Origin of the sequence: Sphingomonas sp. IBVSS2, assembly GCF_002127225.1 — a bacterium.
GTDB lineage: Bacteria > Pseudomonadota > Alphaproteobacteria > Sphingomonadales > Sphingomonadaceae > Sphingomonas.
The window spans coordinates 151,891-176,706 of sequence record NZ_NFUR01000006.1 but is presented as its reverse complement, the minus strand read 5'-3'; the positions used below and the strand labels follow the sequence as shown (position 1 = coordinate 176,706).

At 66.7% G+C, this 24,816-nt stretch carries 21 protein-coding genes; 14 read left to right on the top strand and 7 right to left on the bottom strand.

What is annotated here, in order from left to right; genetic code table 11:
• The first annotated feature begins 50 nt into the window (after positions 1–50).
• Positions 51–1,679: a family 43 glycosylhydrolase gene (locus CAP40_RS18115; RefSeq protein WP_086130954.1), complete on the top strand. Its 1,629-nt coding sequence runs from the start codon at positions 51–53 to the stop codon at positions 1,677–1,679.
• 32 nt (positions 1,680–1,711) lie between these two features.
• Here the strand turns inward: CAP40_RS18115 and CAP40_RS18110 are convergent, their stop codons facing one another.
• The 3 genes from CAP40_RS18110 to CAP40_RS18100 form a co-directional block, all read right to left on the bottom strand.
• Positions 1,712–2,368 (bottom strand): trimeric intracellular cation channel family protein, encoded by a 657-nt coding sequence (locus CAP40_RS18110; protein WP_086130953.1) that lies wholly within the window; start codon positions 2,366–2,368, stop codon positions 1,712–1,714.
• A gap of 126 nt (positions 2,369–2,494) precedes the next feature.
• Positions 2,495–2,992 (bottom strand): PIN domain-containing protein, encoded by a 498-nt coding sequence (locus tag CAP40_RS18105; RefSeq protein ID WP_086130952.1) that lies wholly within the window; start codon positions 2,990–2,992, stop codon positions 2,495–2,497.
• A complete protein-coding gene (locus tag CAP40_RS18100; RefSeq protein ID WP_086130951.1) occupies positions 2,992–3,216 on the bottom strand; it encodes a type II toxin-antitoxin system Phd/YefM family antitoxin in 225 nt (74 codons plus the stop codon). Before CAP40_RS18100 ends, CAP40_RS18105 begins: the two co-directional genes overlap by 1 nt.
• Before the next feature lie 204 nt (positions 3,217–3,420).
• Between CAP40_RS18100 and CAP40_RS18095 the strand changes: the two genes are divergently transcribed.
• Both CAP40_RS18095 and CAP40_RS18090 read left to right on the top strand, forming a co-directional pair.
• A complete protein-coding gene (locus CAP40_RS18095; protein WP_086130950.1) occupies positions 3,421–4,788 on the top strand; it encodes a cation:proton antiporter in 1,368 nt (455 codons plus the stop codon).
• 58 nt (positions 4,789–4,846) lie between these two features.
• Entirely contained in the window at positions 4,847–6,055 is a 1,209-nt protein-coding gene (locus tag CAP40_RS18090; RefSeq protein ID WP_086130993.1) for an alginate export family protein, read from the top strand.
• Positions 6,056–6,104: 49 nt separating this feature from the next.
• On the opposite strand, the gene CAP40_RS18085 is transcribed toward CAP40_RS18090, so the two are convergent.
• A complete protein-coding gene (locus tag CAP40_RS18085; protein ID WP_086130949.1) occupies positions 6,105–7,628 on the bottom strand; it encodes a tryptophan halogenase family protein in 1,524 nt (507 codons plus the stop codon).
• A gap of 141 nt (positions 7,629–7,769) precedes the next feature.
• Entirely contained in the window at positions 7,770–8,162 is a 393-nt protein-coding gene (locus tag CAP40_RS18080) for a PleD family two-component system response regulator (protein WP_179188354.1), read from the bottom strand.
• A gap of 282 nt (positions 8,163–8,444) precedes the next feature.
• Here CAP40_RS18080 and CAP40_RS18075 point away from each other — a divergent pair, with 282 nt between their 5' ends.
• From CAP40_RS18075 to CAP40_RS18065, 3 genes are all read left to right on the top strand, one after another.
• Entirely contained in the window at positions 8,445–9,620 is a 1,176-nt protein-coding gene (locus CAP40_RS18075; RefSeq protein WP_086130947.1) for an acetyl-CoA C-acetyltransferase, read from the top strand.
• 16 nt (positions 9,621–9,636) lie between these two features.
• Positions 9,637–10,419 carry an SDR family NAD(P)-dependent oxidoreductase gene (locus CAP40_RS18070; RefSeq protein WP_086130946.1) on the top strand — a complete coding sequence of 261 codons (783 nt, stop codon included), beginning with the start codon at positions 9,637–9,639 and terminating at the stop codon, positions 10,417–10,419.
• Between the two features lie 150 nt (positions 10,420–10,569).
• Complete coding sequence (locus CAP40_RS18065) at positions 10,570–11,616, top strand: CaiB/BaiF CoA-transferase family protein (protein WP_179188361.1); 1,047 nt, start codon at positions 10,570–10,572, stop codon at positions 11,614–11,616.
• Here the strand turns inward: CAP40_RS18065 and CAP40_RS18060 are convergent.
• On the bottom strand, positions 11,580–11,834 hold the full coding sequence (locus tag CAP40_RS18060) for a hypothetical protein (protein ID WP_086130992.1): 255 nt from the start codon (positions 11,832–11,834) through the stop codon (positions 11,580–11,582). The genes CAP40_RS18065 and CAP40_RS18060 overlap by 37 nt on opposite strands.
• A 75-nt stretch (positions 11,835–11,909) precedes the next feature.
• Between CAP40_RS18060 and msrB the strand changes: the two genes are divergently transcribed.
• The 5 genes from msrB (at position 11,910) to CAP40_RS18035 (ending at position 19,150) form a co-directional block, all read left to right on the top strand.
• Positions 11,910–12,353, top strand: coding sequence for a peptide-methionine (R)-S-oxide reductase MsrB (gene msrB / locus CAP40_RS18055; protein ID WP_086130944.1), 444 nt, complete (start codon positions 11,910–11,912; stop codon positions 12,351–12,353).
• Between the two features lie 297 nt (positions 12,354–12,650).
• Positions 12,651–15,797: a TonB-dependent receptor gene (locus tag CAP40_RS18050; protein WP_086130943.1), complete on the top strand. Its 3,147-nt coding sequence runs from the start codon at positions 12,651–12,653 to the stop codon at positions 15,795–15,797.
• An 89-nt stretch (positions 15,798–15,886) separates the two neighbouring features.
• Positions 15,887–16,624, top strand: a complete 738-nt coding sequence (locus tag CAP40_RS18045) for a SapC family protein (protein ID WP_256924353.1) — start codon at positions 15,887–15,889, stop codon at positions 16,622–16,624.
• Positions 16,621–17,658 carry a cupin-like domain-containing protein gene (locus tag CAP40_RS18040; RefSeq protein WP_086130942.1) on the top strand — a complete coding sequence of 346 codons (1,038 nt, stop codon included), beginning with the start codon at positions 16,621–16,623 and terminating at the stop codon, positions 17,656–17,658. Before CAP40_RS18045 ends, CAP40_RS18040 begins: the two co-directional genes overlap by 4 nt.
• Positions 17,659–17,668: 10 nt before the next feature.
• Positions 17,669–19,150, top strand: coding sequence for a tryptophan halogenase family protein (locus CAP40_RS18035; protein ID WP_086130941.1), 1,482 nt, complete (start codon positions 17,669–17,671; stop codon positions 19,148–19,150).
• Here the strand turns inward: CAP40_RS18035 and CAP40_RS18030 are convergent.
• Positions 19,135–19,629, bottom strand: coding sequence for an Arm DNA-binding domain-containing protein (locus tag CAP40_RS18030; RefSeq protein WP_256924352.1), 495 nt, complete (start codon positions 19,627–19,629; stop codon positions 19,135–19,137). The two genes, CAP40_RS18035 and CAP40_RS18030, sit on opposite strands and share 16 nt — an antisense overlap.
• A gap of 384 nt (positions 19,630–20,013) precedes the next feature.
• Here CAP40_RS18030 and CAP40_RS18025 point away from each other — a divergent pair, with 384 nt between their 5' ends.
• The 3 genes from CAP40_RS18025 to CAP40_RS18015 are packed head-to-tail and all read left to right on the top strand — an operon-like array spanning position 20,014 to position 24,795.
• The gene (locus tag CAP40_RS18025) at positions 20,014–20,661 is read left to right on the top strand and encodes a DUF4433 domain-containing protein (RefSeq protein WP_086130939.1); all 648 of its coding nucleotides are present in this window, start codon (positions 20,014–20,016) and stop codon (positions 20,659–20,661) included.
• Positions 20,646–21,737 (top strand): macro domain-containing protein, encoded by a 1,092-nt coding sequence (locus tag CAP40_RS18020; protein WP_256924350.1) that lies wholly within the window; start codon positions 20,646–20,648, stop codon positions 21,735–21,737. The genes CAP40_RS18025 and CAP40_RS18020 overlap by 16 nt, the downstream gene beginning before the upstream one ends.
• A 25-nt stretch (positions 21,738–21,762) precedes the next feature.
• Positions 21,763–24,795, top strand: a complete 3,033-nt coding sequence (locus tag CAP40_RS18015; RefSeq protein ID WP_086130937.1) for a class I SAM-dependent DNA methyltransferase — start codon at positions 21,763–21,765, stop codon at positions 24,793–24,795.
• Positions 24,796–24,816: the final 21 nt, after the last annotated feature.

Below are 24,816 nucleotides of genomic sequence, written 5' to 3'. Positions count from 1 at the left end.
CCCCCGAATGACATCGGTGTCATAAGCTCCGGCAAAAGGAGAGGAACTGCATGGACATCAGTCGGCGCGCGGCATTTGGGGCGGCTCTGGCGGGCGGCGCGGCATTGGCGGGCGGCGCCGCGGCGCTGCTGCGACCCGGCGAGGCGGAGGCCGCTCCCGACCGGACCCTGCCGGGCGCTCCGGCCCCCGATCGGCAGCGCGGTTTCGACAACCAGCGCATCTGCGATCTGGGCGACGGGCGCTTCCTGAACCCGCTGCTCGCCGGCGACCATCCCGATCCGGCCATCCTGAAGGACGGCGCGGACTATTACATGACCTTTTCGAGCTTCGATTCCTATCCGGGCCTGACCATCTGGCACAGCCGCGACCTGGTGAACTGGCAGCCGCGCGGCGCGGCGCTCACGAAGAACATCGGCGCGGTCTGGGCAGTCAGCCTGGAGAAGCACAACGGGCGCTACTTCCTCTACATCCCGGTAAAGGCCAGCCCGAACTCGATCTTCGTGATCTGGGCCGACCATATCGACGGGCCGTGGAGCGAGCCGATCGACCTGGGCCTGCACGACCATATCGACCCTTGCCACGCAGTGGGCGAGGACGGCTCGCGCTGGCTGTTCCTTTCCGGCGGCGACCGCGTGCGCCTTTCCGAGGACGGGCTGTCCACCATCGGCAAGGTCGAGCATGTCTACGACCCCTGGCACTATCCCGAGGAATGGGACGTCGAGAGCTTCTCGCCCGAGGGGCCGAAGATCCATCGCCACAAGGGCTGGTTCTACATGATCACCGCAGTGGGCGGCACGGCCGGCCCGCCGACCGGGCACATGGTGATCGCGGCGCGCGCACGCTCGATCCACGGGCCCTGGGAGCAATGCCCCGCCAATCCGCTCGTCCGCACCGTCCGCAACGACGAGGCCTGGTGGTCGCGCGGCCATGCCTCGCTGGTCGAGGCGCCGGACGGGAGCTGGTGGTCGGTCTATCACGGCTTCGAGAACGGCTATTGGACGCTGGGGCGCCAGGCGCTGCTCGATCCCGTGGAATGGACGGCGGACGGCTGGTTCCGGATGACCGGCGGCGACCTCTCCGGGCCGATCCGCAAGCCCGGGGGCGGCGCGGCCCTGCCGCATGGCCAGGCGCTGTCGGACGATTTCTCGGGGCCGCTGGCGCTCGGGCGGAAATGGAATTTCTTCAAGCCCGCGCCGAGCGAATCGGACAGAGTGTCCATCGAAGCCGGCACGCTGGTGCTGAAGGCGTCGGGCAAGGCGCCGGCGGACTCCTCCCCGCTGCTGCTGATCGCCGGGGATACCGGCTATGCGTTCGAATGCGACATCGAGATTGCGCCGGGCGGCACGGCGGGGCTGGTGCTCTTCTATGACGAGAAGCTCTATTGCGGGCTCGGCTTCGACGAGAAGCGCTTCGTGACCCACCAGTACGGCATGGAACGCGGGCGGCCGGCGAATCCCCATGGCCGGCGGCTGCGCATGCGCGTGACCAACCGGCAGCATATCGTCTCCTTCCACCTCTCGGGCGATGGCGGGAAGACGTGGAAGCGCTTCGACCGGGGGATGGAAGTATCCGGCTATCACCACAATGTGCGCGGCGGCTTCCTGATGCTGCGGCCGGGGCTCTATTCGGCCGGCGCGGGCGCGGCGAAGTTCCGGGATTTCCGGTTCCGGGCGCTGTAGGTCGTTCTCCCCTCGCTGGAAGGGAGGGGGAACTAACGCAGGTGCGGCAGCCGCCACGCGCCGAGGAGCGCGGCGGTCCGCAACGCGAAGATGGCAATGCCGCCGATCGCTCCCGCCAGGTCCGGGCGCACCCCGAAGCGCCGGACCAGCAGGACGAGCAGCGTCGCGCCGGCGATGGCGGCGGTGGCGTAGAAATCCTCGTGCAGGACCCGCGGGACCCGCGCGATCAGCACATCGCGCAACATGCCACCCCCGCATCCGTTGACCGTGGCGATGATCACGACCGAGGCGCTGTTGAGCCTGTAGTCTAGGCATTTGCGGGCACCGGCAACCGCCGCGAGCGCGAGGCCGCCGCCTTCGAACACGTCGACGAGGAGCGGCGGCGTGAAATTCGCAATCCGGCCGAGGAGGAGCGACGCGACGATGACGACGGACGTCGCCGCGAGCGCCAGCGCCGCATAGCGCCAGTCGCGGAACGGCGCGGGAGGATGCTCCCCGAGCAGGAGATCGCGAAGGACCGCGCCGCCGACCGAGCCGACAAAGGACAGCACCAGGATGCCGAACAGGTCGAAGTCCGCCCGAACCGCCGTCAGCGCGCACTCCATCGCCAGGACGAAGGTGGCGGCGAGATCGACGGCGTCCAGCATCCGGTCGCGGATGCGGCTCGCGGCACTGTCGTCGAGCTTCATGGAGCGGTCCTCCCTCGGGCGGCTCAGGCTAGTGGAGCGGGGCGCAGTGCTCAACCGGGGGCTCCGGGTCCGGAATGGAGGAGGTTGGAGCGATCGCCCGCCGATGCCCCCGGCTTCACGGCCCCCTCAGGCGCGGACGAACAGGTTCTTGAGCCAAAGCGGGCCGGTGCGGGCGGCATCTCGCCAGTCGCCTTCGTCCTCGGTCGCGTCGGCCGCATAGCCCCGGGGGTCGAACAGCTTCACGCGCGCGCCGCGATAGGCGGCGGTGTTGTGCGTCACCAGGGTAAGGCCGTGCTCGAGCGCGGTGGCGGCGAACAGTGCGTAACGCGTCTCGGCAAGCGCGAGCTGGCCACGGCGGCGGGCGATCGCGGCGTCGAGCGGCAGGACATGCCCCTCGAAGGCGGGGACGAGCTGCGCGTCGATCCAGCTCCGCAGCACCGCACCCGCCGCCTTGTCGCGCCGCGTCGCCTCGGCAACGCCGGCCTCCAGCTCGACCAGCGAGATCGCCGAGAGGAACAGCCGCTCGCGCGCCACGCCCGATGCCCAGGCGGTGAGCCCCGCCTCCGCCCCGCCGGCGCGCGCCCTGCGCAGCTCGAAGACGATCGGCGTGTCGAGCAGGAACATCACCAGCGCTCCGGCGGCGCCAGCACGGCGTCGGGCGCGCCGGCGGGCAGGGCGAGCAAGTCGACGATGCTTTCGCGCTGGCCGTTCAGCTGGCGGAACAGGTCGATGCTCATCAGCACATGGGTGGGGCGCCCGCGATCGGTGACGAACACCGGTTCCGCCCGGGCGAATCGCTTCGCCGCGCTGACGTCCTGGTTGAATTCGCGGCTGGTGATCACCTTCATTTCGTACCTATGTACCTAGATTGTCTGCGTTGTCATGTAGGTACGTTACTACTATGTGCGCTCCGCGCAACACAAAGCGCTGCGGAGCCGGAAAAATAAGGGGGGTCGAGCGATTTGCAGTTGCACGCGGCCTGCGCCGTGCGCTCCCTGAAGGCTCGCGACGGGCGGGAAACGCACCGCGCGGGGAATTGGGGGGAGGTAACCATGCTCGATCTGCTGAACAGTGCCTGGCACGCATTGACCGATGTTCTCAGCCCGCACGGGCCCGCGGTGAACGCCGCGAAGAGCTATGCGCCCGGCGACTACAGCATCCATTTCTTCCTGCAGCTGGCGATCATCATCCTGGCGTGCCGCGTGGTCGGCTGGCTCGGCCAGAAGCTGCTCAAGCAGCCCCAGGTGGTGGGCGAGATGATTGCCGGTGTGGTCCTCGGCCCATCGCTGTTCGGCCTGTTCTTCCCCGATCTCCAGCTCGCGATCTTCCCCAAGGAGACGCGCAACGTGCTCTATACCGGCGCGCAGCTGGGTGTCGGCCTCTACATGTTCATGGTCGGCCTGACGCTGCGGCTCGACCATTTCCAGTCCAAGGCGAAGAGCGCCGCCGGCGTCTCGGCCGCGGGCATCGTCGCGCCGTTCCTGCTCGCCGCGCTGATCACGCCCTTCCTGCTGACCGTGCCCGGCCTGTTCACCCCGGGCATCAGCCAGGCGAACGCCACGCTGTTCATGGGTGCCTGCATCGCGCTCACCGCCTTCCCGATGCTCGCGCGCATCATCAACGAGCGCGGCCTCGCCAACTCGTCGCTCGGCACGCTGTCGCTCACCGCCGGCGCGTTTGACGACGCCGCGTCCTGGTGCGTCCTCGCCGTGGTGCTCGCCACGTTCGGCGCCGGGCCGGGCGTGGCGGTGCTCGCGATCGGCGGCGCCGTGCTCTACACCGCGTTCATGCTCCTGTTCGGGCGCAAGCTGCTCGCCCCGCTCGGCCGCATCGTCGAGGCGAAGGGCGAGATGAGCACCGCGATGCTCGCCGTCACCATGATGCTGTTCTGCACCTCCGCCTTCATCATGGATGCGATCGGCATCCACGCGATCTTCGGCGGCTTCCTGATGGGCGTGTGCATGCCGCGCGGCCTGTTCGTCGAGGAGTTGAAGCGCAAGGTCGAGCCGCTCGCCGTCGTGCTGCTGCTGCCGATGTTCTTCACCTATTCGGGCCTCAACACCCGGATGGACATGGTCAACTCGGTCGAGCTGCTGCTGATCGCGCTGGGCGTGCTCGCGGTGTCGGCCCTCGCCAAGTTCGGCGCCTGCTGGGCCGCCGCCCGCATCGCCGGCGAGGACAATCGCACGGCCCTCGGCATCGGCGCGCTGATGAACTCGCGCGGGCTGATGGAGCTGATCATCATCAACATCGGCCTGCAAAAGGGCATTATCGGCCCCACGCTCTTCTCGATGCTGGTGCTGATGGCGATCGTCACCACCGTGATGGCCACGCCCCTGTTCGAAGCGGTCTATGGCCGCAAGGCCCGCGAGAGCGGCGAGCTGGAAGCGCTCGACCCGAAGCTGGCGGCCGCCGCCTGAGGTCCTCCTCCCCGTCCCGCAACACCCCTGCGGGACGGGACTTTCCGAAGGAAGCATGATGAGACGAGCGCTTCTCTGCGCCACGGGGCTGCTCGCCGCCGGCGCCGCCCATGCCCAGGACGTGAAGCTGACGCCCACCGCCGAAGTGCGGCTGCGCTACGAGCATGTCGACCAGGACGGGCTCCCCAGGGACGCCGACGCCATGACCCTGCGCGTTCGTCCCGGCCTGGCCGCCAGCTGGCAGGGCTGGTCGGCGCTGGTGGAGGGCGAGGGCGTGGTCGCCCTCGCGCGCGGCTATAATGACGGCACCAACGGCAGGACGCGCTATCCGCTGGTCGTCGATCCCGAGAATATCGAGCTCAACCGCGCGCAGCTCCGCTATGCCGGCAAGGACGGGCTGGCCTTCACCGCCGGCCGGCAGCGGCTGAACTTCGTCGACGACCGCTTCGTCGGCAACGCGCCCTGGCGCCAGAGCGAGCAGACCTTCGACGCGGTGCGCGTCCAGTATGGCAAGCCGCTCGGGCTCAATCTCGACCTCGCCTATAGCTGGGACGTGCGCACGATAAACGGCCGGGGCGGCACCGGGGCGCGGCCGGTGTCGATCGGCGGCGACAATGTCTTCGCGGTGATCGGCTATGGCACAAGGGCCGGCACGCTGAGCGGCTTCGCCTATCTGGTCGACCAGGACCTGGCGGCGCTGCAGGGCTATCGCCTGTCGAGCCAGACCTATGGCCTGCGCTTTGCCGGCCGGCAGGCTTTGGGCAAGGACCTCACGCTCGGCTATGTCGCCAGCTGGGCGCGGCAGAGCGACTGGCATCGCAATCCCAATCGCTATGCCGCGGATTACTGGCTGGGCGAGCTGACCCTCGCCGCGAAGGCGCTGAGCCTGACCGCGGGCTATGAGGTGCTGGGCGCCGGCACGGGCGCGGCGCTGACCAGCGTGCAAACGCCGCTGGCATCCTATTTCAAGTTCAACGGCTGGGCCGGCAAGTTCGGCACCACGCCGCCGGGCGGCTTGCGCGATCTCTACGGGACGCTGGGCTATGGCTGGAAGAAAGTCGGGCCGCTCGACGCAATCAACCTGGGCGCCACCTGGCACCGGTTCGGGAGCGATCGGCTCGACCAGCATTATGGCGACGAGCTCGACCTGATCGCCGGGGTGAAGCGCGGCCATTATGCGCTCTCGGCCCGCTATGCGCACTACAAGGCGGACAGGTTCGCGACGGATACCGACAAGTTCTGGCTGCAGCTGGACTGGACGCTGTAGGGATTCTCGCGCTCGATTTCCCCTCCCTTCCAGGGAGGGGAGTGACCGATCAGCCGTTGATCGCCCGGATCAGCGCCCGGTGCGTCGGCAGGTCCTCGGTCGCGCGTTCGCTGAAATTCCGGATCCGCGCGAAGAGCCTTTCCGCCGCCTCGACATTGGGGAAGTCGCCGCGCCCGCCCGACAGGTCGGTGCGATAGTCCATCCCGTAGAGGATGTACTGATAGTTGAAGAAGGCGAAGCTCTCGAGGTCGAGCAGGAAGTCGAAGCGCCCCGGCGGGCGGTGGCGCCACTGGCGCAGCAGCTCCTGCAGCCCCTCCGGGATCGAGGCGGGATCGGCATTGTCGCGCCAGAAGGGCTCGTCGCGCCGGCTCAGGCAATAATGCAGCTTGAGAAAGGCGATGATCCGCTCGTAGCGCCCGACGATCAGCTCGTTGAAGCGCCGGGCCGGCGCATCCACGGGGCCGTTGTGCGGGAACAGCTCGGCGATCATCCCCACCGCCGCCTCGATCAGCACCACGCCGGTCGATTCCAGCGGCTCGAGAAAACCGCCCGACAGCCCGACGGCGACGCAGTTCTTCACCCATTGCGCCTCGCGATAGCCCGGCTCGAACGGGATGATGCGCGCCTTGTAGTCGCCATGCCCGACATAGGCGCGCAGCACCTGCGCGGCCTCGTCGTCGGACATGTGGGTGGAGGAATAGACCGTGCCGATGCCGCGCGCGCCTTCCAGCCCGATGTCCCAGGTCCAGCCCGCCTGGTGCGCGGCGGCGATGGTGAAGCTCTCGATCGGTGCGTCGGGCTCGGCATAGGGGATCTTGCAGGCGAGCGCCCGGTCGGTGAACAATATGTCGCGCACCGACTTGAACCGGGCGCCCAGTGCCTTGCCGATCAGCTCGGCGCGGAAGCCCGAACAATCGACATAGAGGTCCGCTTCCAGCGCGCCCTGCTCGCGGGTGACGATGCGGGCGATCGCGCCGTCCTCGCCGAGCTGGACATCGGTGAGCAGTCCGGCGACGTGGCGCACGCCCAGTTCCTCGGCGCGCTCACGCAGGATGCGCGCGAGCCGCGCGGCGTCGAAATGATAGGCATAGTTGAGCGGGCCGGAGAATTCGCCCTCGCCCTGTCTCTTGGGCGCGCGGCGGCTCTCGGCGACGCGGTTCTGGATCGTCACGGCCTCGGCGAAGGGCGGGCGCGTCGCGGCGTCCTGAAGCAGCCAATAGGGCACCAGGCTGGTGCCCTCGGTGTAGAAGGGGGCCTCGAACGGATGGAGATAATGGTGGCGCGTGCCGTCGGGCAGCGGCGCGTGCAGCCAGTCGTTGAAACGGATGCCCTGCTTGAACGTGGCCGAAGTGGCGCGGATGAAGCGCGTCTCGTCGATGCCGAGGAACTTCAGCGTCGAGCGGATGGTGGGGAAGGTGCCCTCGCCCACCCCGATGATGCCGAGCTCGGGCGATTCGAGCAGGGTGATCTCGATCTGGGCCTGGTCGGCCAGGTCGAGGAAGCGCGCGAGATAGGCTGCCGCAAGCCACCCCGCGGTGCCCCCGCCGACGATCAGGATACGCCTCTTGCCCATGCGGCGGGGAGCTTAGCCTTGGGGTAGGAGAAGGGCCAGCGCGTATGGACATTCAGCGATGCGAGATGTCGTTCGCATTCCTCCCCCTCCGAGGGAGGAACGCTGGTGGCAGATCGCATCGCGGAATACCGACGAAAACCCCTACGCGCCCGCGTCGTCCGGCAGGCTGTCGTCGTCCAGCATCTCGGCCACTCGCCGCACCAGCAATTCGGGTTCGAACGGCGTCACCAGGCAGGCATTGGCGCCGGCCCCCATCGCCTCGTCCGCTTCCGCCTCGCCGCCCTTGGCCGAAAGCATCAGGATCGGCGTGCGGCAAAGCGCGGGCAACCGCCGCAGCGCGCGCAATATGTCGAGCCCCTGCGCGCCGGGCAGCGACTGGTCGAGGATCACCAGATCCGGCTTGTTGAAGGCGATCGTGTCGAAGGCCAGCATGCCATGGTCGATCAAGCCCACCATATGCCCCGCCTCGCGCAGCGCCTGCCGCACCGCGGCCCCGGCCCGTTCGTCGTCCTCGACATAGATGATCCGGGCCATTCCACCTCGCATGCCGGGGCGGACCGGGCGCCGCCCCTCTGGATTATCACGCACGGATGACAGTTGATTGCGCATCCGTTTCCACCTCTGTGGCGCGCATGCCTTTCCGTCGTTTTGCAGGAACGCACCGAACCGCGCGTTAAGGCTTTTTCCGCAGAATCAGCGCGATGGCCGGGATAGTTCGCCCCGCGGCCCCGATGGCGCACAATGGCTGCGCGACGAACCGATATCGCGCTACCCTCGCCCGACAACGCCGATTCGAAAGAGAACGGGAGCAGGATCATGGGAGCAGCCACCGCCTATATCGTCGATGCCGTGCGAACCGCCGGGGGGCGGCGCGGCGGCAAGCTGGCCGGATGGCACCCGGTGGATATGGCAGCGGCAGTCCTCGACGCTATCGTCGAGCGCAGCGGCATCGATCCCGCCGCGATCGAGGACGTGATCATGGGCTGCGTCGGCCAGGGCGGCGAACAGGGCTTCCAGGTGGGCCGGGGCGCCGTGCTCGCCTCGCGCCTGCCCGAAAGCGTGCCGGCGGTGACGATCGACCGCCAATGCGGCAGCTCGCAACAGGCGATCCAGTTCGCGGCCCAGGCGGTGCTTTCGGGCACGCAGGACATGGTGATCGCGGCGGGCGTGGAGAGCATGACGCGCGTGCCGATGGGCGCCACCGTCGCGCTCTTCGCCCAGGCCGGGCTGGGCGGCCCCAAATCGCCGCGCCAGGAAGCGCGCTATCCGGGCGTGCAGTTCAGCCAGTTCCTGGGTGCCGAGCTCGTGGCGCGCAAGCACGGCCTCGGCCGCGCCGAGCTCGATGCCTATGCGCTGGAAAGCCATCGCCGCGCCGCCGCGGCGACGGAGCGCGGCGATTTCGACGCCGAGATCGTGCCGCTCGCGATCGATACGCCGGAGGGGCCGGCGCTCCACCGCCGCGACGAGGGCATCCGCTTCGACGCGACCGCCGAGAGCATCGGATCGGTCAAGCTCCTCGCCGAGGACGGCGTGATCAGCGCGGCCAATGCCAGCCAGATCTGCGACGGGGCCAGCGCGGCGCTGATCGTCTCGGAGGCGGCACTGAAGGCGCACGGCCTCACGCCTCTTGCCCGCATCCACAGCCTCACCGTCACCGCGGGCGATCCGGTGATCATGCTCGAGGAGCCGTTGTTCGCCACCGACCGGGCGCTGCGCCGCGCGGGCATGACCATCGACGAGATCGACCTGTTCGAAGTGAACGAGGCCTTCGCCTCGGTGCCGCTCGCCTGGCTGCGGCACACCGGCGCCGATCCCGAGCGGCTCAACGTCAATGGCGGCGCGATCGCGCTGGGCCACCCGCTCGGCGCCTCGGGCACCAAGCTGATGGCTACGCTGGTCCATGCGCTCCGCAGGCGGGGCAAGCGCTATGGCCTGCAGACGATGTGCGAGGGCGGCGGCATCGCCAACGTCACCATCGTCGAGCGGCTCTGAGAAAAGGGAGGGAAGGATGAAGCTCGACGACAGCATCGCCGCGGTGGTCACCGGCGGCGCCTCGGGCCTCGGCGCGGCCACCGCGCGCGCGCTCGCGGCCAGGGGCGTGAAGGTGGCGATCTTCGACCTGCAGAGAGAGAAGGGCGAAGCGGTCGCGGCCGAAATCGGCGGCCTGTTCTGCGAAGTGAACGTGACGTCGGACGACAGCGTCGACGCCGGCTTCGCCCGCGCGCGCGGCGCGCACGGCCAGGAGCGGATCCTGGTCAATTGCGCCGGCACCGGCAACGCCGTGAAGACCGCCAGCCGATCGAAGGAAGACGGCACCATCCGGCATTTCCCGCTCGAGGCGTTCAACTGGGTGATCCAGATCAACCTGGTCGGCACGTTCCGCTGCATCGCCAAATCGGCCGCGGGCATGCTGACGCTCGATCCGCTGGAAGAGGGCGAGCGCGGCGCGATCGTCAACACCGCCAGCGTCGCGGCCGAGGACGGGCAGATCGGCCAGGCGGCCTATTCGGCGTCGAAGGGCGGCGTGGTCGGCATGACGCTGCCGATCGCGCGCGACCTGATGGGCGAAGGCATCCGGGTGAACACGATCCTGCCCGGCATCTTCGATACGCCGCTGCTCGCCGCCGCGCCGCCGAACGTGAAGGAGGCGCTGGCCGCCTCGGTCCCCTTCCCCAAGCGGCTCGGCCGGCCCGAGGAATATGCCAAGCTCGCGCTCTGCATGATCGAGACCGGCTATTTCAACGGCGAGGATGTTCGCCTCGACGGCGGCATCCGCATGGCACCGCGGTGATGTCCCTCTCTGCACGGAGAAGGCTTGTGCATTGAGCGATGCGAGATTTGCCCAGCTTCCTTCCCCTCCGGGGGAGGATTGGTCGAAGGTCGATGTCGCCCCCCCACCCACCCCCATCCCCTCCTTCCAGGGAAGGGAGCCGAAGGAGAAATCATGGGCCCGCTGACCGGCATCCGGATCGTCGAACTCGCCGCGATCGGCCCCACGCCCTTTTGCGGGATGATGCTGGCCGATCATGGCGCCGAAGTGCTGTACGTCCATCGGCCCGGCGCTCCGCCCGATCCGCGCGACCCATTGCTGCGCGGGCGGGTGCCGGTGGAGGCCGATCTCAAATCGTCCGGCGGCGCCGCGCATGTCCGCGCCCTGGCGGCCGGTGCGGACGGGCTGATCGAGGGCTTTCGCCCCGGCGTGATGGAACGGCTGGGCCTCGGGCCGGCCGAGCTCCACATCCTCAATCCGCGCCTCGTCTATGGCCGGATGACCGGCTGGGGGCAGACCGGCCCGCTCGCCCAGGCCGCCGGGCACGACATCAACTATATCGCGCTCGCCGGCGCGCTCCATGCCTTTGGCCGCGCGGGCGACAAGCCGACCCCGCCGGTGAACGCGGTCGGCGATTTCGGTGGCGGCGGCATGCTGCTCGCCTTCGCCATGGCGGCGGGGCTGCTCCAGGCGAGGACCGGCGGACGGGGGACGGTGATCGACTGCGCGATGAGCGAAGGCGCGGCGCTGCTGATGTCGATGGTCTGGGGCTTTCGCGAGACGCTCGGCTGGCGCGACGCGCGCGGCGTCAACATCCTCGACGGCGGCGCGCATTTCTACGACAGCTATGAGACGGCCGACGGCAAATATGTCGCGATCGGCGCGATCGAGCCGCAATTCTATGCCCGGCTGCGCGCTGCGACGGGCCTGGCCGACGATCCGGACTTCGACGCGCAGATGGATCCCGCCGCCTGGCCGACGCTCAAGGGCAAGCTCGCCGCGATCTTCCGCACCCGGACGCGCGACGCCTGGTGCGCGCTGCTCGAAGGCTCCGATGCCTGCTTCGCCCCGGTGCTCTCGATGGCGGAAGCGCCCGCGCATCCGCACAATGTCGCGCGCGGCGCCTTTATCGAGCGCGCCGGCGTGGTCCAGCCGGCCCCCGCCCCGCGCTTCTCCCCGCCTCAGGCTTCGACCAGCGGCACCACTTCGAAGTCATAGCGTTCCCAGCCGCGCTGCTTCGCCGCCTCGGCGAGCGCGGCCTGCTTGCCCGTCGCTTCCCTGAGCGACTTGGCATGCCCCCAGAACACTTCGGTCCGGCCGCCGCCGAGATGCGCGACGATCCGCCAATAATGGGTGAAGGGTACCGCGGTCGGCCCGATCGTCTTCACATAGCCATCGGCCATGGTCGCGGTGAGGATGCGCTTCTTCTTCGCCATGCCCCGACGATAGCGCGCGCCCGTGGCGTTGGCACGCCGGCGTCCCCACATAGCGTGGCGAAACGGAGACTCCGCATGACCGACTATCGCAAGACGCCCGAGGCCGTCGCCGCGCTTTCCCCCGAACAATATCGCGTGACCCAGCAGAACGGCACCGAACGCCCCGGCACCGGCGCGTTGCTGCACAACAAGGCGCCCGGCATCTATGTCGACATCGTCTCGGGCGAGCCGCTGTTCGCCTCGAGCGACAAATATGAATCCGGCTGCGGCTGGCCGAGCTTCACCAGGCCGATCGCGAACGTGACCGAGCTGCGCGACATCAGCCATGGCATGATCCGCACCGAAGTGCGCTCCGCCCAGGGCGACAGCCATCTCGGCCATGTGTTCGACGACGGCCCGCGCGATCGCGGCGGCCTGCGCTATTGCATCAACTCGGCCTCGCTGCGCTTCGTGCCGCGCGCGGAGATGGAAGCCCAGGGCTATGGCGCCTGGCTCGACCAGGTCGAGGACCCCGCCTGAACCGGCCGGGCGCGGGCCCGCCGCCCGCGCCCGATTCGCCGGATGCCCATGGCACCGATCCGGACAGATAACCCCCGCCAGCCCGCAACTTGCCGGCCGTCGGCAGGCGATGCCGCGCCACATTCTGTCGCAGTAATGCAACAGTTTGCATCAATCCGAATTTGGAAGCGGTTCCAATCATTTCAGCCCGATTGACAGATGGCTTCATGATGATAGCGATAACATCAGGGAGGCATTTCGCTCACCCGAAATAAAAATAAAGTCGCGTTCGACATGGAGCGCGCTGGAGGAGGGGTTATGACTAGTCACAGGCGCGTGCCTATACTTGCGCATTCCGTATCCGTCTTCGCCGTCGCCGCTGGCCTCGCCATGCCTGGCCTTGCCCATGCGCAAACCGACAACGCTGTCACCACACAGGCCACGGAGGGCGGCCAGGAAGACAGCCAGGAAATCGTTGTTACCGGTATCCGCGCCAGCCTGGAGCGCGCGATCGCAATCAAGCGCGAGGCACCGGGCATCGTCGACGCGATCTCGGCCGAGGACATCGGCAAGTTCCCCGACACCAACCTGGCGGAATCGCTGCAGCGCATCCCGGGCGTGTCGATCAACCGCACCAACGGCGAAGGCTCGCAGGTCACGGTGCGCGGCTTCGGCCCGACCTACAACATGGTCACGCTGAACGGCCGCCAGCTCGCCACCTCGACCGTGTCGGTGGTCGGCGGCGACCAGAATGCCGACGGCGCGCAGGGCACCAGCCGCTCGTTCGACTTCTCCAACCTCGCCACCGAAGGCGTGCGCACGCTGGAAGTCTACAAGACCGGCCGCGCGGCCGTCCCCTCGGGCGGCATCGGCGCCACGATCAACATCGTCTCGCGCCGCCCGCTCGACGACGGCAAGAGCGGGCTGGACGGCAGCATCGGCGCAAAGGCAGTCTATGACACCAGCGTCAACGACTGCCTCGATTGCGGATCGAAGGTGACGCCCGAATTCTCCGGCGTCCTCAGCTGGAGCGATCCCGACCAGCGCTTCGGCGTCATGCTGTTCGGCAGCTACCAGAAGCGCAACTATACTTCGATCGCCGCCACGTCGAACGACTGGAACATCGTGTCCTACGACACTTTCCTGACCGGCGGCTTCGCCCGCTCGGGCGGCGCCTGCCCTGGCTCCACACCGGGGCCGAACTGCACCGTGGTCAACAACGCGCCGTCGAACCCCAACCAGCTGGTCGCGATCCCGAACGACAGCCGCTACCATTATGCCGAAGGCACGCGCGAGCGCATCAACGGCCAGGCAGTGGTGCAGTTCAGGCCCACCGATGCGCTGACGATCACCGCCGACGCGCTCTATGCGCAGAACAAGCAGCGCGAGACGCGTTCGGACCTGTCCAACTGGTTCAGCCGCCCGTTCGACGTGGTGACCTTCGACGGCAATCCCACGGTCGCTACCGCCACTTATCTGCATGAGACGATCAACGGCCAGAAGGACGAGGGTTTCGAGGCCCAGTCGCGCGCGCAGAGGGGCAAGCTGGAGGATTACGGCCTCAACCTCGAATGGGCGCTGGCGAGCAACTTCTCGCTGAAGCTCGACGGCCATATCTCGACTTCGTCGAGCACGCCGGACAATGCCAATGGCAACTCGTCGACGCTGGTCGGCATGGGCGCCAATGTCGTCGCCGCCCATTCGGTCGATTATTCGGGCGGCATTCCGCGCCAGGACATCACGCTGGGCGCCAGCGGCCCGCTCGACGTCAACGATGTCGGCTCGCAGGTCGGCCGCACCTTCCGCTCGACCCAGCGCCAGCGGGTGAAGGAACTGCGCGCGGACTTTGGCTGGGATCTGGGCGGCGAGAGCCGCTTCGACTTCGGCGGCAATTATCGCACCACCGACATGCGCCAGACCTTCGTCGCCACGCAGCAGACGCTGGGCGACTGGGGCATCACCAGCCCGGGCGACGTGCAAACGCTGGCGCCGGGCGCGCTCCAGGCCTTTTGCCTCGAGTGCAAGTTCCACAAGTTCAATCCCGGCGGCGATCCGGAATCGCAGATCGCCTTTCGCGGCGTCGCCTCGGATCTCTATGCGATCCTCTCGCCTTATTATGCCAATCGCGGCAATGCGGTGGGCACCACCGGCAGGCAGGACAACCAGGTCAAGGAAGACATCTGGGCAGTCTATGGCCAGCTGACCTGGAAGGGCGAGCTGGGCGGCGCACCGGCGCGCCTGGTCGCCGGCATCCGCTACGAGCACACCAAGTCGCACACCACGTCGCTCGAAGCGATCCCGGCGGGCATCGCCTGGGTGTCGGACAACGACTTCACCGTGTCGATCTCGAACCAGACGCAGTTCGTCAGCGACGGCGGCAGCTACAGCAACCTGCTGCCCCAGGTCGATTTCCAGGTCGAGTTCGCCAAGAACCTGATCGGACGCCTGTCGTACAGCAAGACGATCGCCCGGCCGAACTACAACAATCTCTACACCTCGACCACCGTCGGCGGCCCGCCGCGGCCGACCTTCAATGGCGGCATCCCCGGCGCAACCACGGGCAACGCCCGGTTGAAGGCACTGGAATCGGACAATTTCGATGCCTCGCTGGAATGGTATTTCAAGCCGGACAGCTATGTGTCGATCGCCTTCTTCGACAAGCGCGTGCGCAACTTCATCGGCAACGGCCAGTTCAACGCGACGCTGTTCGGCCTGCGCGACCCCAGCTCGGGCGCGGCGGGCAGCCGTTCGGGCCAGGCCAGGACCGCGCTGGGCGGCCTGGGCGCCGATACCAGCGACGGCAATCTATTCGTGATGTCGGCGCTGATCCAGGCCACCGGATCGGTCGCCGCCGCCACCGCGCAATTCGCGGCGCATTACAACGCCACCACGCGCCAGCTCGACGACGACTATCTCAAGCTGATCAACAACACCTACGACCTGAACGGCATCGCCAGCGATCCGCTCTACCAGTTCCAGGTGACGCAGCCGATCAACAACAAGGACGCCGAGATCTACGGCGTCGAGCTTGCCGGCCAGTATTTCTTCGGCCGGACGGGCATCGGTGTCGCGGCCGCCTATACGCTGGTGCGCGGCGATGTCGGGTTCAACCTGGGAGCCAGCCCGGCGGAAGACCAGTTCGCCCTGCTCGGCCTTTCGGACACGATCAGCGGCACGCTGATCTACGAGAAGCACGGCATCTCGGCCCGCGTCGCCTATAACTGGCGCGACCGGTTCCTTTCGGGGATCAACCGCCAGGGCTCGCGCAACCCCGAGTTCACCGCGCCGTTCGGCCAGCTCGACGCATCGATCAGCTACGAGATCACGCCGCAGGTCGCGATCACGCTGGAGGGCATCAACCTCACCGAGACGGCGGTGCGGACCTATGCCCGCGACAAGAAGGAGCTCTGGTACGCGCAAGAGCTCGACCGGCGCTTCCTGCTCGGCGCGCGCTTCAAGTTCTGAAGCCCTTCTCCCTCTCCCCGATCGCGGGGAGAGGGAGTTCAGGGACCGCCCCATGCGTCCCCAAGTTGAGGCTGGCGGTGCTTTGCGCCATGCTGGCCACCCATAGCTGGACCTGCCCGATGCCCCGACCGGTCGCGCTCGACAATGTCGCCCATGCGGATCTCCGCGTCGCGTTCCGCCACGGCGCCGCTTATGGCCATGCGGTCAACCGGGCGCTCGTCTTTCCCACCGAATTCGCCGAGGCGCAGCGCGACTTCCCCATCCTCTTCCGCCGCGACCCCGCCAAGGGGCTCCAGGCCGTCGCCCTGCTCGGGCTCGACCGCGACGAGAACCTGTTCCTCGAGGGCGATCGCTGGACCAGCGGCCATGTTCCGCTGAGCCTCCAGCGCGGCCCCTTCCTGATCGGGCTGACCGCCGATGGCGCCGCGCCGGTGATCCAGATCGATCTCGACGATCCGCGCGTCGGCACCGGGGACGGCGAGCCGCTCTTCCTGCCCCATGGCGGCCAGACGCCCATACTCGACCATGCCGGCCGCCTGCTCGCGGCGATCCATGTCGGCATGGCCGATGCCGGGCCGATGTACGCCGCGTTCGACGCGCTCGGGCTGATCCAGCCGGCCACGCTCGAGCTGATGCTCGACGATGCGCGCCGCTATGCGATCGCCGACCACGAGGTCCTGGCCGCCGAGCGCCTCGACGCGCTCGGCCCGGCGGCGCTCGGCGACCTCCACCAGGCCGGCCATCTCGGCGCCGCCTTCCTGCTCGCCGCCTCGCTCGGCAACCTGCCGCGGCTGATCGCCCGCAAGAATGCGCGGGACGCCGCGTGAACGCCGCGGCAGCCGGCGCCCCGCGGGTCCGCGCGCTGGACGGCGTCGCGCCGAGCGCCATTCCCTATGCCGAATTGCTGGCGGGCCAGGCCCCGGTGATCCTGCGCGGCGTTGCGCGGACCTGGCCGCTGGTCGCCGCCGCCCGCGCGGCCGATACGGCAGCGATCGCCTATCTCCGGGCCTTCGATTCCGGCCAGCCGGTGGTGGGCTTCACCGGCCCGCCCGCGATCCAGGGCCGCTTCCACTATGACGCCGGCCTCACAGGCTTCAATTTCGCGGGGGCCCGGATCGGCCTGGCCGATTTCCTCGCGCGGATCGGGGCTAGCCTGGAAGCGCCCCGCCCCGAGAGCCTCTATGTCGGCTCGGCCGATCTCGACCGCCATCTTCCCGGCTTCCGCGCCGCGAACGACCTGCCGCTCGACGATCCGATGTTCGTGCACGGCGTGCTCGCCAGCATCTGGATCGGCAACCGCACCACGGCGCATGCGCATCACGACATGTCGCACAATTTGGCGGTCTGCGCGGCCGGGCGCCGGCGCTTCACCCTGTTCCCGCCCGACCAGGTCGCCAATCTCTATCCCGGCCCGCTGGAGCCGACCCCCGGCGGCCAGGTGATCTCGATGGTCGACTTCGCCGATCCCGATTTCGACCGCCACCCCCGCTTCCGCGAAGCCATGGCCGCCGCGCAGGTGGCGGAGCTGGAGCCCGGCGACCTGCTCTTCTATCCCGCGCTCTGGTGGCATCATGTCGAGGCACTGGAGCGCTTCAACGTCCTCGTGAACTATTGGTGGAACGAAGCGCCCGCCTTTCTCGACACGCCCCAGACCACCCTGCTCCACGCCATGCTGAGCCTGCGCGATCGTTCGGATGCCGAGAAGGCCGGCTGGAAGGCGATGTTCGACTATTATGTCTTCGGCCCCGCCGGCCGGGCCGCGGCGCACCTGCCCGCACACGCGCAGGGCCCGCTCGCCCCGATCGACGCGACTTTGGCACGGCGGCTGCGGGCACAGCTGATCAACAAGCTCAATCGCTAGGGGGATGGGAATGGACCAGGCACCGATCCGGCGGGTCGTGATCGCGGGCGGCGGCACCGCGGGCTGGATCGCGGCGGCCGCGCTCGCCAAGCTGCTCGGGCCGCTGCTCGACATCGCCCTGGTCGAGAGCGACGAGATCGGCACGATCGGCGTCGGCGAGAGCACCATCCCCACCGCACGCACCTTCCACCAGCTGCTCGGCATCGACGAGCGCGCCTTCCTGCGCGACACACGCTCGACCTTCAAGCTCGGCATCGCGTTCGAGGATTGGGCGCGGGAGGGTGATCGCTACATCCACAGCTTCGGACAGATCGGCAAATCGACCTGGATGGGCGATTTTCACCATTTCTGGCTGGAGGCGCGCGCGGAAGGCTGGGGCGGCGACCTGGGTGACTATTGCTTCGAGCTGCAGGCGGCGCGGGCCGGCCGCTTCGCCATCCCCGAACAGGGGCACATCAACTATGCCTATCACCTCGATGCCGGACTCTATGCGCGTTTCCTGCGCGATTTCGCCGAGCCGCTGGGCGTGCGCCGCATCGAAGGCAGGATCGACGCCGTCGAGCAGCATCCGGAGACCGGCTTCGTCACGGCGCTCCGCCTGGCTTCGGGTGCGCGGATCGAAGGCGACCTGTTCCTCGACTGCACGGGTTTCCGCGGCCTGCTGATCGAGCAGGCGCTGCGGGCGGGCTATGAGGAATGGGGCCATTGGCTCCCCACCGACAGCGCGATCGCGGTGCAGACGGCGTCGACCGGGCCCGCGCTTCCCTATACCCGCGCCGCCGCGCACCGGGCCGGCTGGCAATGGCGCATTCCGCTCCAGCACCGCGTCGGCAACGGGCTGGTCTATGCCAGCGATTTCCTCGACGACGATGGCGCCCGCGCGCTGCTCGATGCCCGGATCGAGGGCGAGAGGCTGATCGAGCCGCGCATCATCCGCTTCAAGGCCGGGCGCCGGCGCAAGCTATGGGATCGGAACGTGATCGCGCTCGGCCTGGCGAGCGGCTTCGTCGAGCCGCTCGAATCGACGAGCATCCACCTGATCATGATCGCGGTCACCCGGCTGGTGCAGCTCTTCCCCTTTGGCGGGATCGGCGAAGGCGTGGCGGCGCGCTTCAATGCGCTCGGCCGCGTCGAGATCGAACGGATCCGCGATTTCATCATCCTCCATTATCACCTGAACCAGCGCGCCGACGGCGGCTTCTGGGACCGGTGCCGGACGATGGCGATCCCCGACAGCCTCGCCGAGCGGATCGCCGCCTTTCGCGACGGCGCGATCGCGTGGCAGGCGTCGGACGACCTGTTCCGGGTCGACAGCTGGGTGCAGGTGATGCTGGGCCAGCGGCTGGCGCCGGGCAGCCATCATCATATGGGCCGGATGATCGTGGAGGGCGAATTGCGGAGCGCGCTGGGTGCGCTGAGGTCCGGCATCGCCGACGCCGTGGCGCGGATGCCGGCGCACCAGCAATTCCTGGAGGGCTACATCGCCGCCTGACGCGATGCCGGCAGCCACCTGATCTTCTCGACAGTCACCGGCGCCAGGCCATCGCGCTCGCACTTCACCAGCCATTCCTTGGCGACCAGCTCGAACGTGTTGGCTGCCGCATATTTCGCGGCGATGCGCACGCGCTTCTTCTCGATCGCCGGATCGAAGCCGGCGGCGACTTTCTGCCTTGCCTCGTCGCGCTTGGCGCGCGCGTCGGCGAGGCCGACTTCAAGCCACTTCCCCAGATGGAGGGTCTTCTGCTTGTCGAGGAAGCGATAGTTCATGCGCCACAGCTTCAAGCCGTTGGGCTTAACCTGGAGGTACAGGCTTTGGGAATCGCGCAGGAGGTAGGGCTTGGTCGCAGGCTTTGCGGCGTTGATCTGGATGTAGGTCAGCATGTCGTTTCTTCCCAGCAAAGCCGGGTCGATCCGGGACAAAAGAGGCACCAACAAAATGATGTGCTGTTGATGGTCTTGGCCGGACGTCACCGGAATTTTAGCCGGCGAGCTTCCGTCGATTTATGCTGTAAAACCAGCCATTTGCTGGACGCCCCCGGACATACTTAGCCCGGGAAAAATGGTGCCAGAAGAGGACCGGCGCGTTGCAACTACGTAACTAATTTCACAGTAAATTTTTCTGCGCCGAGCTTTGTCGGCCCCCGGATTGGCCCCACCTCTGTTCCAATAGCGGTTCTTGGGCCGGTCCCGGTCTGATTGCTTTCAGTGGCCGGCTCGCGAAATCGGACATGATGAGCTCGACCAGCCGCGAAACTGTTGTCTTAAGGATGTTTCGGCGTGCCGGCCGCCAGCTCCGCGGATCTCATAGGCTTACGGGGAGGTTCACGATGGCGCCCGATCTGTTACACCAACGCAATGTCTGCTGATCTGATCAACCGGGAAAAAGCACTCATCTTCCGGATTACCCACCGGGCCAATGTTCCCTGGCTCACAGCGAACGGCATTCACTGCGCTACATCTCCGATGCAGGATCCGGCGTTCCGGCCTATCGGCAATGCTGAATTGATTGGAAAACGCCGGCACCGTGCGCTTCCGCTCGCTTATGGAGGCGTCCTCAGCGACTATGTCCCTTTCTACTTCACGCCGTACTCACCGATGATGTATAACATTCATACGGGCTATGGGGGGATCGAGAAGCAGCACAATGAGGATATCGTGATCCTCGTCTCCTCGATCTCTCGCTTGGGCGAGCTCGGCCTCCCGTTTGTATTCTCCGATCGTCATGCCTATCTCCAGGCGGCTCAGTTCAGCGCCAATCCCGACGATTTGGGTTGGATCGACTGGGGAATGCTTGCGGCACGCAACTTCAAGCGCGACCCCAATGACCCGTCGAAGTTCGAGCGCTACGAGGCGGAGGCACTCGTCCGCACGCATGTACCGGTCGAAGCGTTGATCGGAATCGGCTGCTACAGCGATAAGGTCACCGCATCCGTCGCAGCCGAGTTGACGGCGGGCGGAACAGAAGTGAAGGCACGCACCCGTCCCGGATGGTATTTCCCATGATTCGTTACACCACAGGCAATCTGCTCGACGCGCCCGCTGATGCGCTAGTAAATACCGTGAACACGGTGGGCGTGATGGGCAAGGGCATCGCACTGATGTTCAAGGAGAGGTATCCGGAGAATGCGAAGCTCTACGAGCGCGCTTGCGCGGACGACGCGCTGGAGCCCGGCTCGATCTTCGTCACCCAGAACAGCGACATGTTTGGTCCGCGCTGGATCGTGAACTTCTCGACTAAGAAGCATTGGCGCCACCCGTCGCGGATCGAATGGATCCGCTCGGGGCTCTCGGAGCTGCACCGGTTCATCACCACCAACCATGTACGCTCGATCGCGATTCCGCCGCTCGGCGCGGGCAATGGCGGGCTCGAATGGGATCAGGTTAGGCCCGAGATCGAGCGTGCTTTTACAGATCTGTCGGATGTCGAGATTATCGTCTTCGAGCCAACGTCCAAATATCAGAATGTCGCCAAGCGCGCCGGGGTGGAGAAGCTCACCCCCGCGCGTGCATTGGTCGCGGAGATTGTGCGCCGCTATTGGGTGCTCGGCATCGAATGCACGCTTCTCGAGGTCCAGAAGCTCGCATGGTTCCTCGAATCCGCGACCAAGCGGCTTGCCGAGAAAGACCCGCTCGACCTGCACTTCGCGGCCAATCGCTATGGCCCCTATGCCGATGACCTGCGCCATCTTCTGAACTCGCTCGATGGCAGCTATCTGGCCTGCGACAAGCGCATCAACGATGCAGGCCCTTTCGACGTCATCCGTTTCAATGACGAGAAGAAGGACAAGCTGCAGGCCTACTTCACCACGGACGAAGCGAAGCCCTATAGGGCAGCGCTCGAGGCCACGGCGCAGCTGATCGACGGGTTCGAGTCACCGCTCGGCATGGAATTGCTGGCGACGATCGACTGGTTGATCGCGGTCGAGGGTGTCGAGGCGACGCTGCCGGCAATCCGCCAAGGCATCAAGGCCTGGCCGGGCGGCCCGGATGCCGCACGCCGTAAGGAAGCAATCTTCGAGGATCGTCTGATCGACCTGGCACTGCGGCGACTGTCGCCTCCGGCCGCAGTCGCCCACTGAACCGCCCCTTGACAAGTTTGATCCTATGGCGGCCCTAGATCAGATATTGCGCCGATACGGCGGCGAACCGGATTCGCTGATTCCGATCGATTGCGATGGCCCCGCGCTGCTGCCCTATGCGACGATAACCGCAGCGCGCTCGGCCGAGGATTCAGATCTGGCTCCGCTGATTGGTGTCTACGAGTGGCATGATCGTCCGCTATTCTTTCTCGTCGATGGCGCTTCCGTCGCGATCAATGCCGACCAGCTGGCGCGCATTCGCCGAGTGCTCGCTATGCGAGGCGACACGCCCTATCTCGTCGTTGTTGATGCCGGAAGGCTCACCGTCTACGACATCGCACTCGATGGCCCGGCCGAAAGCGCGCGACTGGCTCTCGGCGACCTCGGGATCGACGAACAGATCGTCATTCCCCATCTTGGCAACATTCGTCCGAGATTGTCAGCGAGCCGCCGCTGGATCGGCGAGGTCGTCCTGCGGCTTCTCACGGGAGCGCTGGATGATCTCGACAGGCTGGACGTCGCGAGCGGCGACGCGATCTCACTCGTCGGGCGGGCGCTCTTTCTCCGCTTCCTCGCGGACCGGGAGATGTTGCCTCTTGCGGTCACCGCGCTGGCAAATGGCGATGCGGCAGCCCTTTTCGACGAACCGGCAAGCGCGGTGGCAGCCTCAGCCTGGCTCGACGCAACCTTCAACGGCGATTTTCTTCCCCTCGCTTCTGAGACGATCGGCTCGCTCCCATCCGACGCGTTCCGGATTCTTGGGAGCATCTTGCGACGGGCGACTGGTAATCAGCTCCATATCGGATGGCACGAGAAATGGGACCAGCTCGACTTCGCCCATATTCCAGTAGGCGTTCTCAGCCAGGCCTATGAGCGATATCTCAGCCATCGCGATCCCGAGACCCAGCGCAACGAAGGCGGCTATTACACGCCTCGCCATATAGCGGACCTCATGGTGCGTGCGGCGTTTGGCGCGCTGGCTCGCGAAGGCGAAACGCATGGCGTGAAAGTGCTCGATCCGTCGGCCGGCGCCGGGGTGTTCTTGCTGACCGCGTTCCGGCAACTCGTTGCCGAGCGTTGGCGCAGTGACGGCTCACGTCCCGACACGAAGATATTACGCGAGATCCTGTACGGTCAGATCACCGGGTTCGATATCAACGAAGCGGCGCTTCGTTTTGCTGCACTTGGCCTGTATCTGATCTCGATCGAGCTTGATCCCAATCCCGAACCGATCGAAAAATTACGGTTCGACGATCTGCGGCCAAATGTGCTTCGCAATGTCGGTTCACTGACCGCCGGCCCGGACGACGACCCGGAACAACCCAAGGGGCTCGGTAGCCTCGGCGATACCGTCGGGGCCGAACATGAAGGCCGGTACGATCTCGTCATCGGCAACCCGCCGTGGGCAACGGCGACGCGCCTCACGAACTGGTCGAATCTTCAGGAAAGAGTTCGGCGACTCGCTCGTCAGCGCTCGGGCGAACCGGCACTCGCCGCTCCGATACCGAATGAGGTTCTGGATCTTCCCTTCGTCTGGCGCGCGATGGAATGGGCGCGCCCCGGCGGCCAGATCGCTTTCGCCCTCCACGCCCGCCTGTTATTCCAGCGCGGCGAGACCATGCCCGACGCGCGCAATGCGCTGCTCGCATCCCTTGATGTTACGGGCATCGTGAATGGCACCGAACTGAGGCGTACCCGCGTCTGGCCTGAAATCACCGCTCCATTCTGCATACTCTTCGCCCGTAATACAGCCCCTCCGCCCGGAGCGGGTTTCCGCTTCACAAGCCCCCATCTCGAGGGCCCGCTCAATGCCAGCGGAGACTGGCGCGTCGATGCAGCGAATGCCGAGGTGCTGCCCAATCGCGATGTCAGGGCCCGCCCCGAGCTTCTCAAGATTCTGTTTCGCGGATCCAGGCTCGACCTCGAGTTGTACGATCGCATCGCCAGCAAGGGCCTGCCCACGCTTCGCGATTACTGGGCAGAACTGTTTGGCGCCGAGAAGGGGCGCCCGCGCAACATGGGCAATGGCTACCAGCGCCTCAGGAAAAGTAGCCGCATCCGCAAGGGCGAGGAGGAGCCGGGAGCATCCGCCGCCTACCTCCATCACCTGCCCGAGCTTCCGAAGGGCGCCGACCTCAGCCTCCTTCTCGACGTTTCGCCTTTTGACCGGTTCTCCGCGAACCGGATACACGACCCGCGTCCGATTTCGCTATTCACTGGACCGCTATTGCTGGTCGCAGAATCTCCTCCCGTCCGGCACGGGCGGATCAAGGCTACGATCTCACTCGGCGACGTCGTCTTCAACCAGAGCTTTCACGGCTACAGCACCCATAATCATCCAGACGATAGCGACCTAGCCAAATATCTTTCCCTGATCCTCTGCAGCCGCATTGCATTGTGGCACGCTCTGATCACGAGCGGGCGCTTCGGTTTCGAACGCGAGGTAGTGGAGAAATTCGTTCTCGACGAGATCCCTCTGCCCAGGTTCGAATGCCTCGGATCCCAGGATAGGCTCCACCTATCTCGATTGTTCGACACTCTTGCGCAACGCGAGACGGACGCAGGATGGGCGGCGGTCGATCTCTGGGTGGCCCAACTTTATGGTCTCGATGCGGATGATCTGGCTGTCATCGAGGACACGCTTCGCTTCCGGCTCCCGTTCGCCGCGAATGTGAAAGCCGCGCAGGAACCGGCGACGCCCCTAGAACTTGGCGGGTTCGTCGATCGGCTGGCCCGCGACCTCGGGCCGTGGGGCATACGCTACGGCCGTGAGTTCACCGTGAAGATACTGGAAACTCCGCTCTTGTCTCCCTGGCGCTTCGTAGCATTGGAACTGGCTGGTTCGCTTCAGTCGGGGAACCTAGCCTGGACGGAGGTGATCGCGGCCGCTGATCAGCTATCGGCGACCGAGATCATTTATGCATCGCAAGATGCGAACCGACTCGTCGTCGGCCGCCTCAACCAGGCGCGCTACTGGTCGGAGAGCCAAGCGCGCCTTGTCGCGCGGCGGCTCGTCTGGGATCATATGCCCTTTCTGTCCGGAACGACGCCCCGGTGACGGGTACCGTACTCAGCCCCC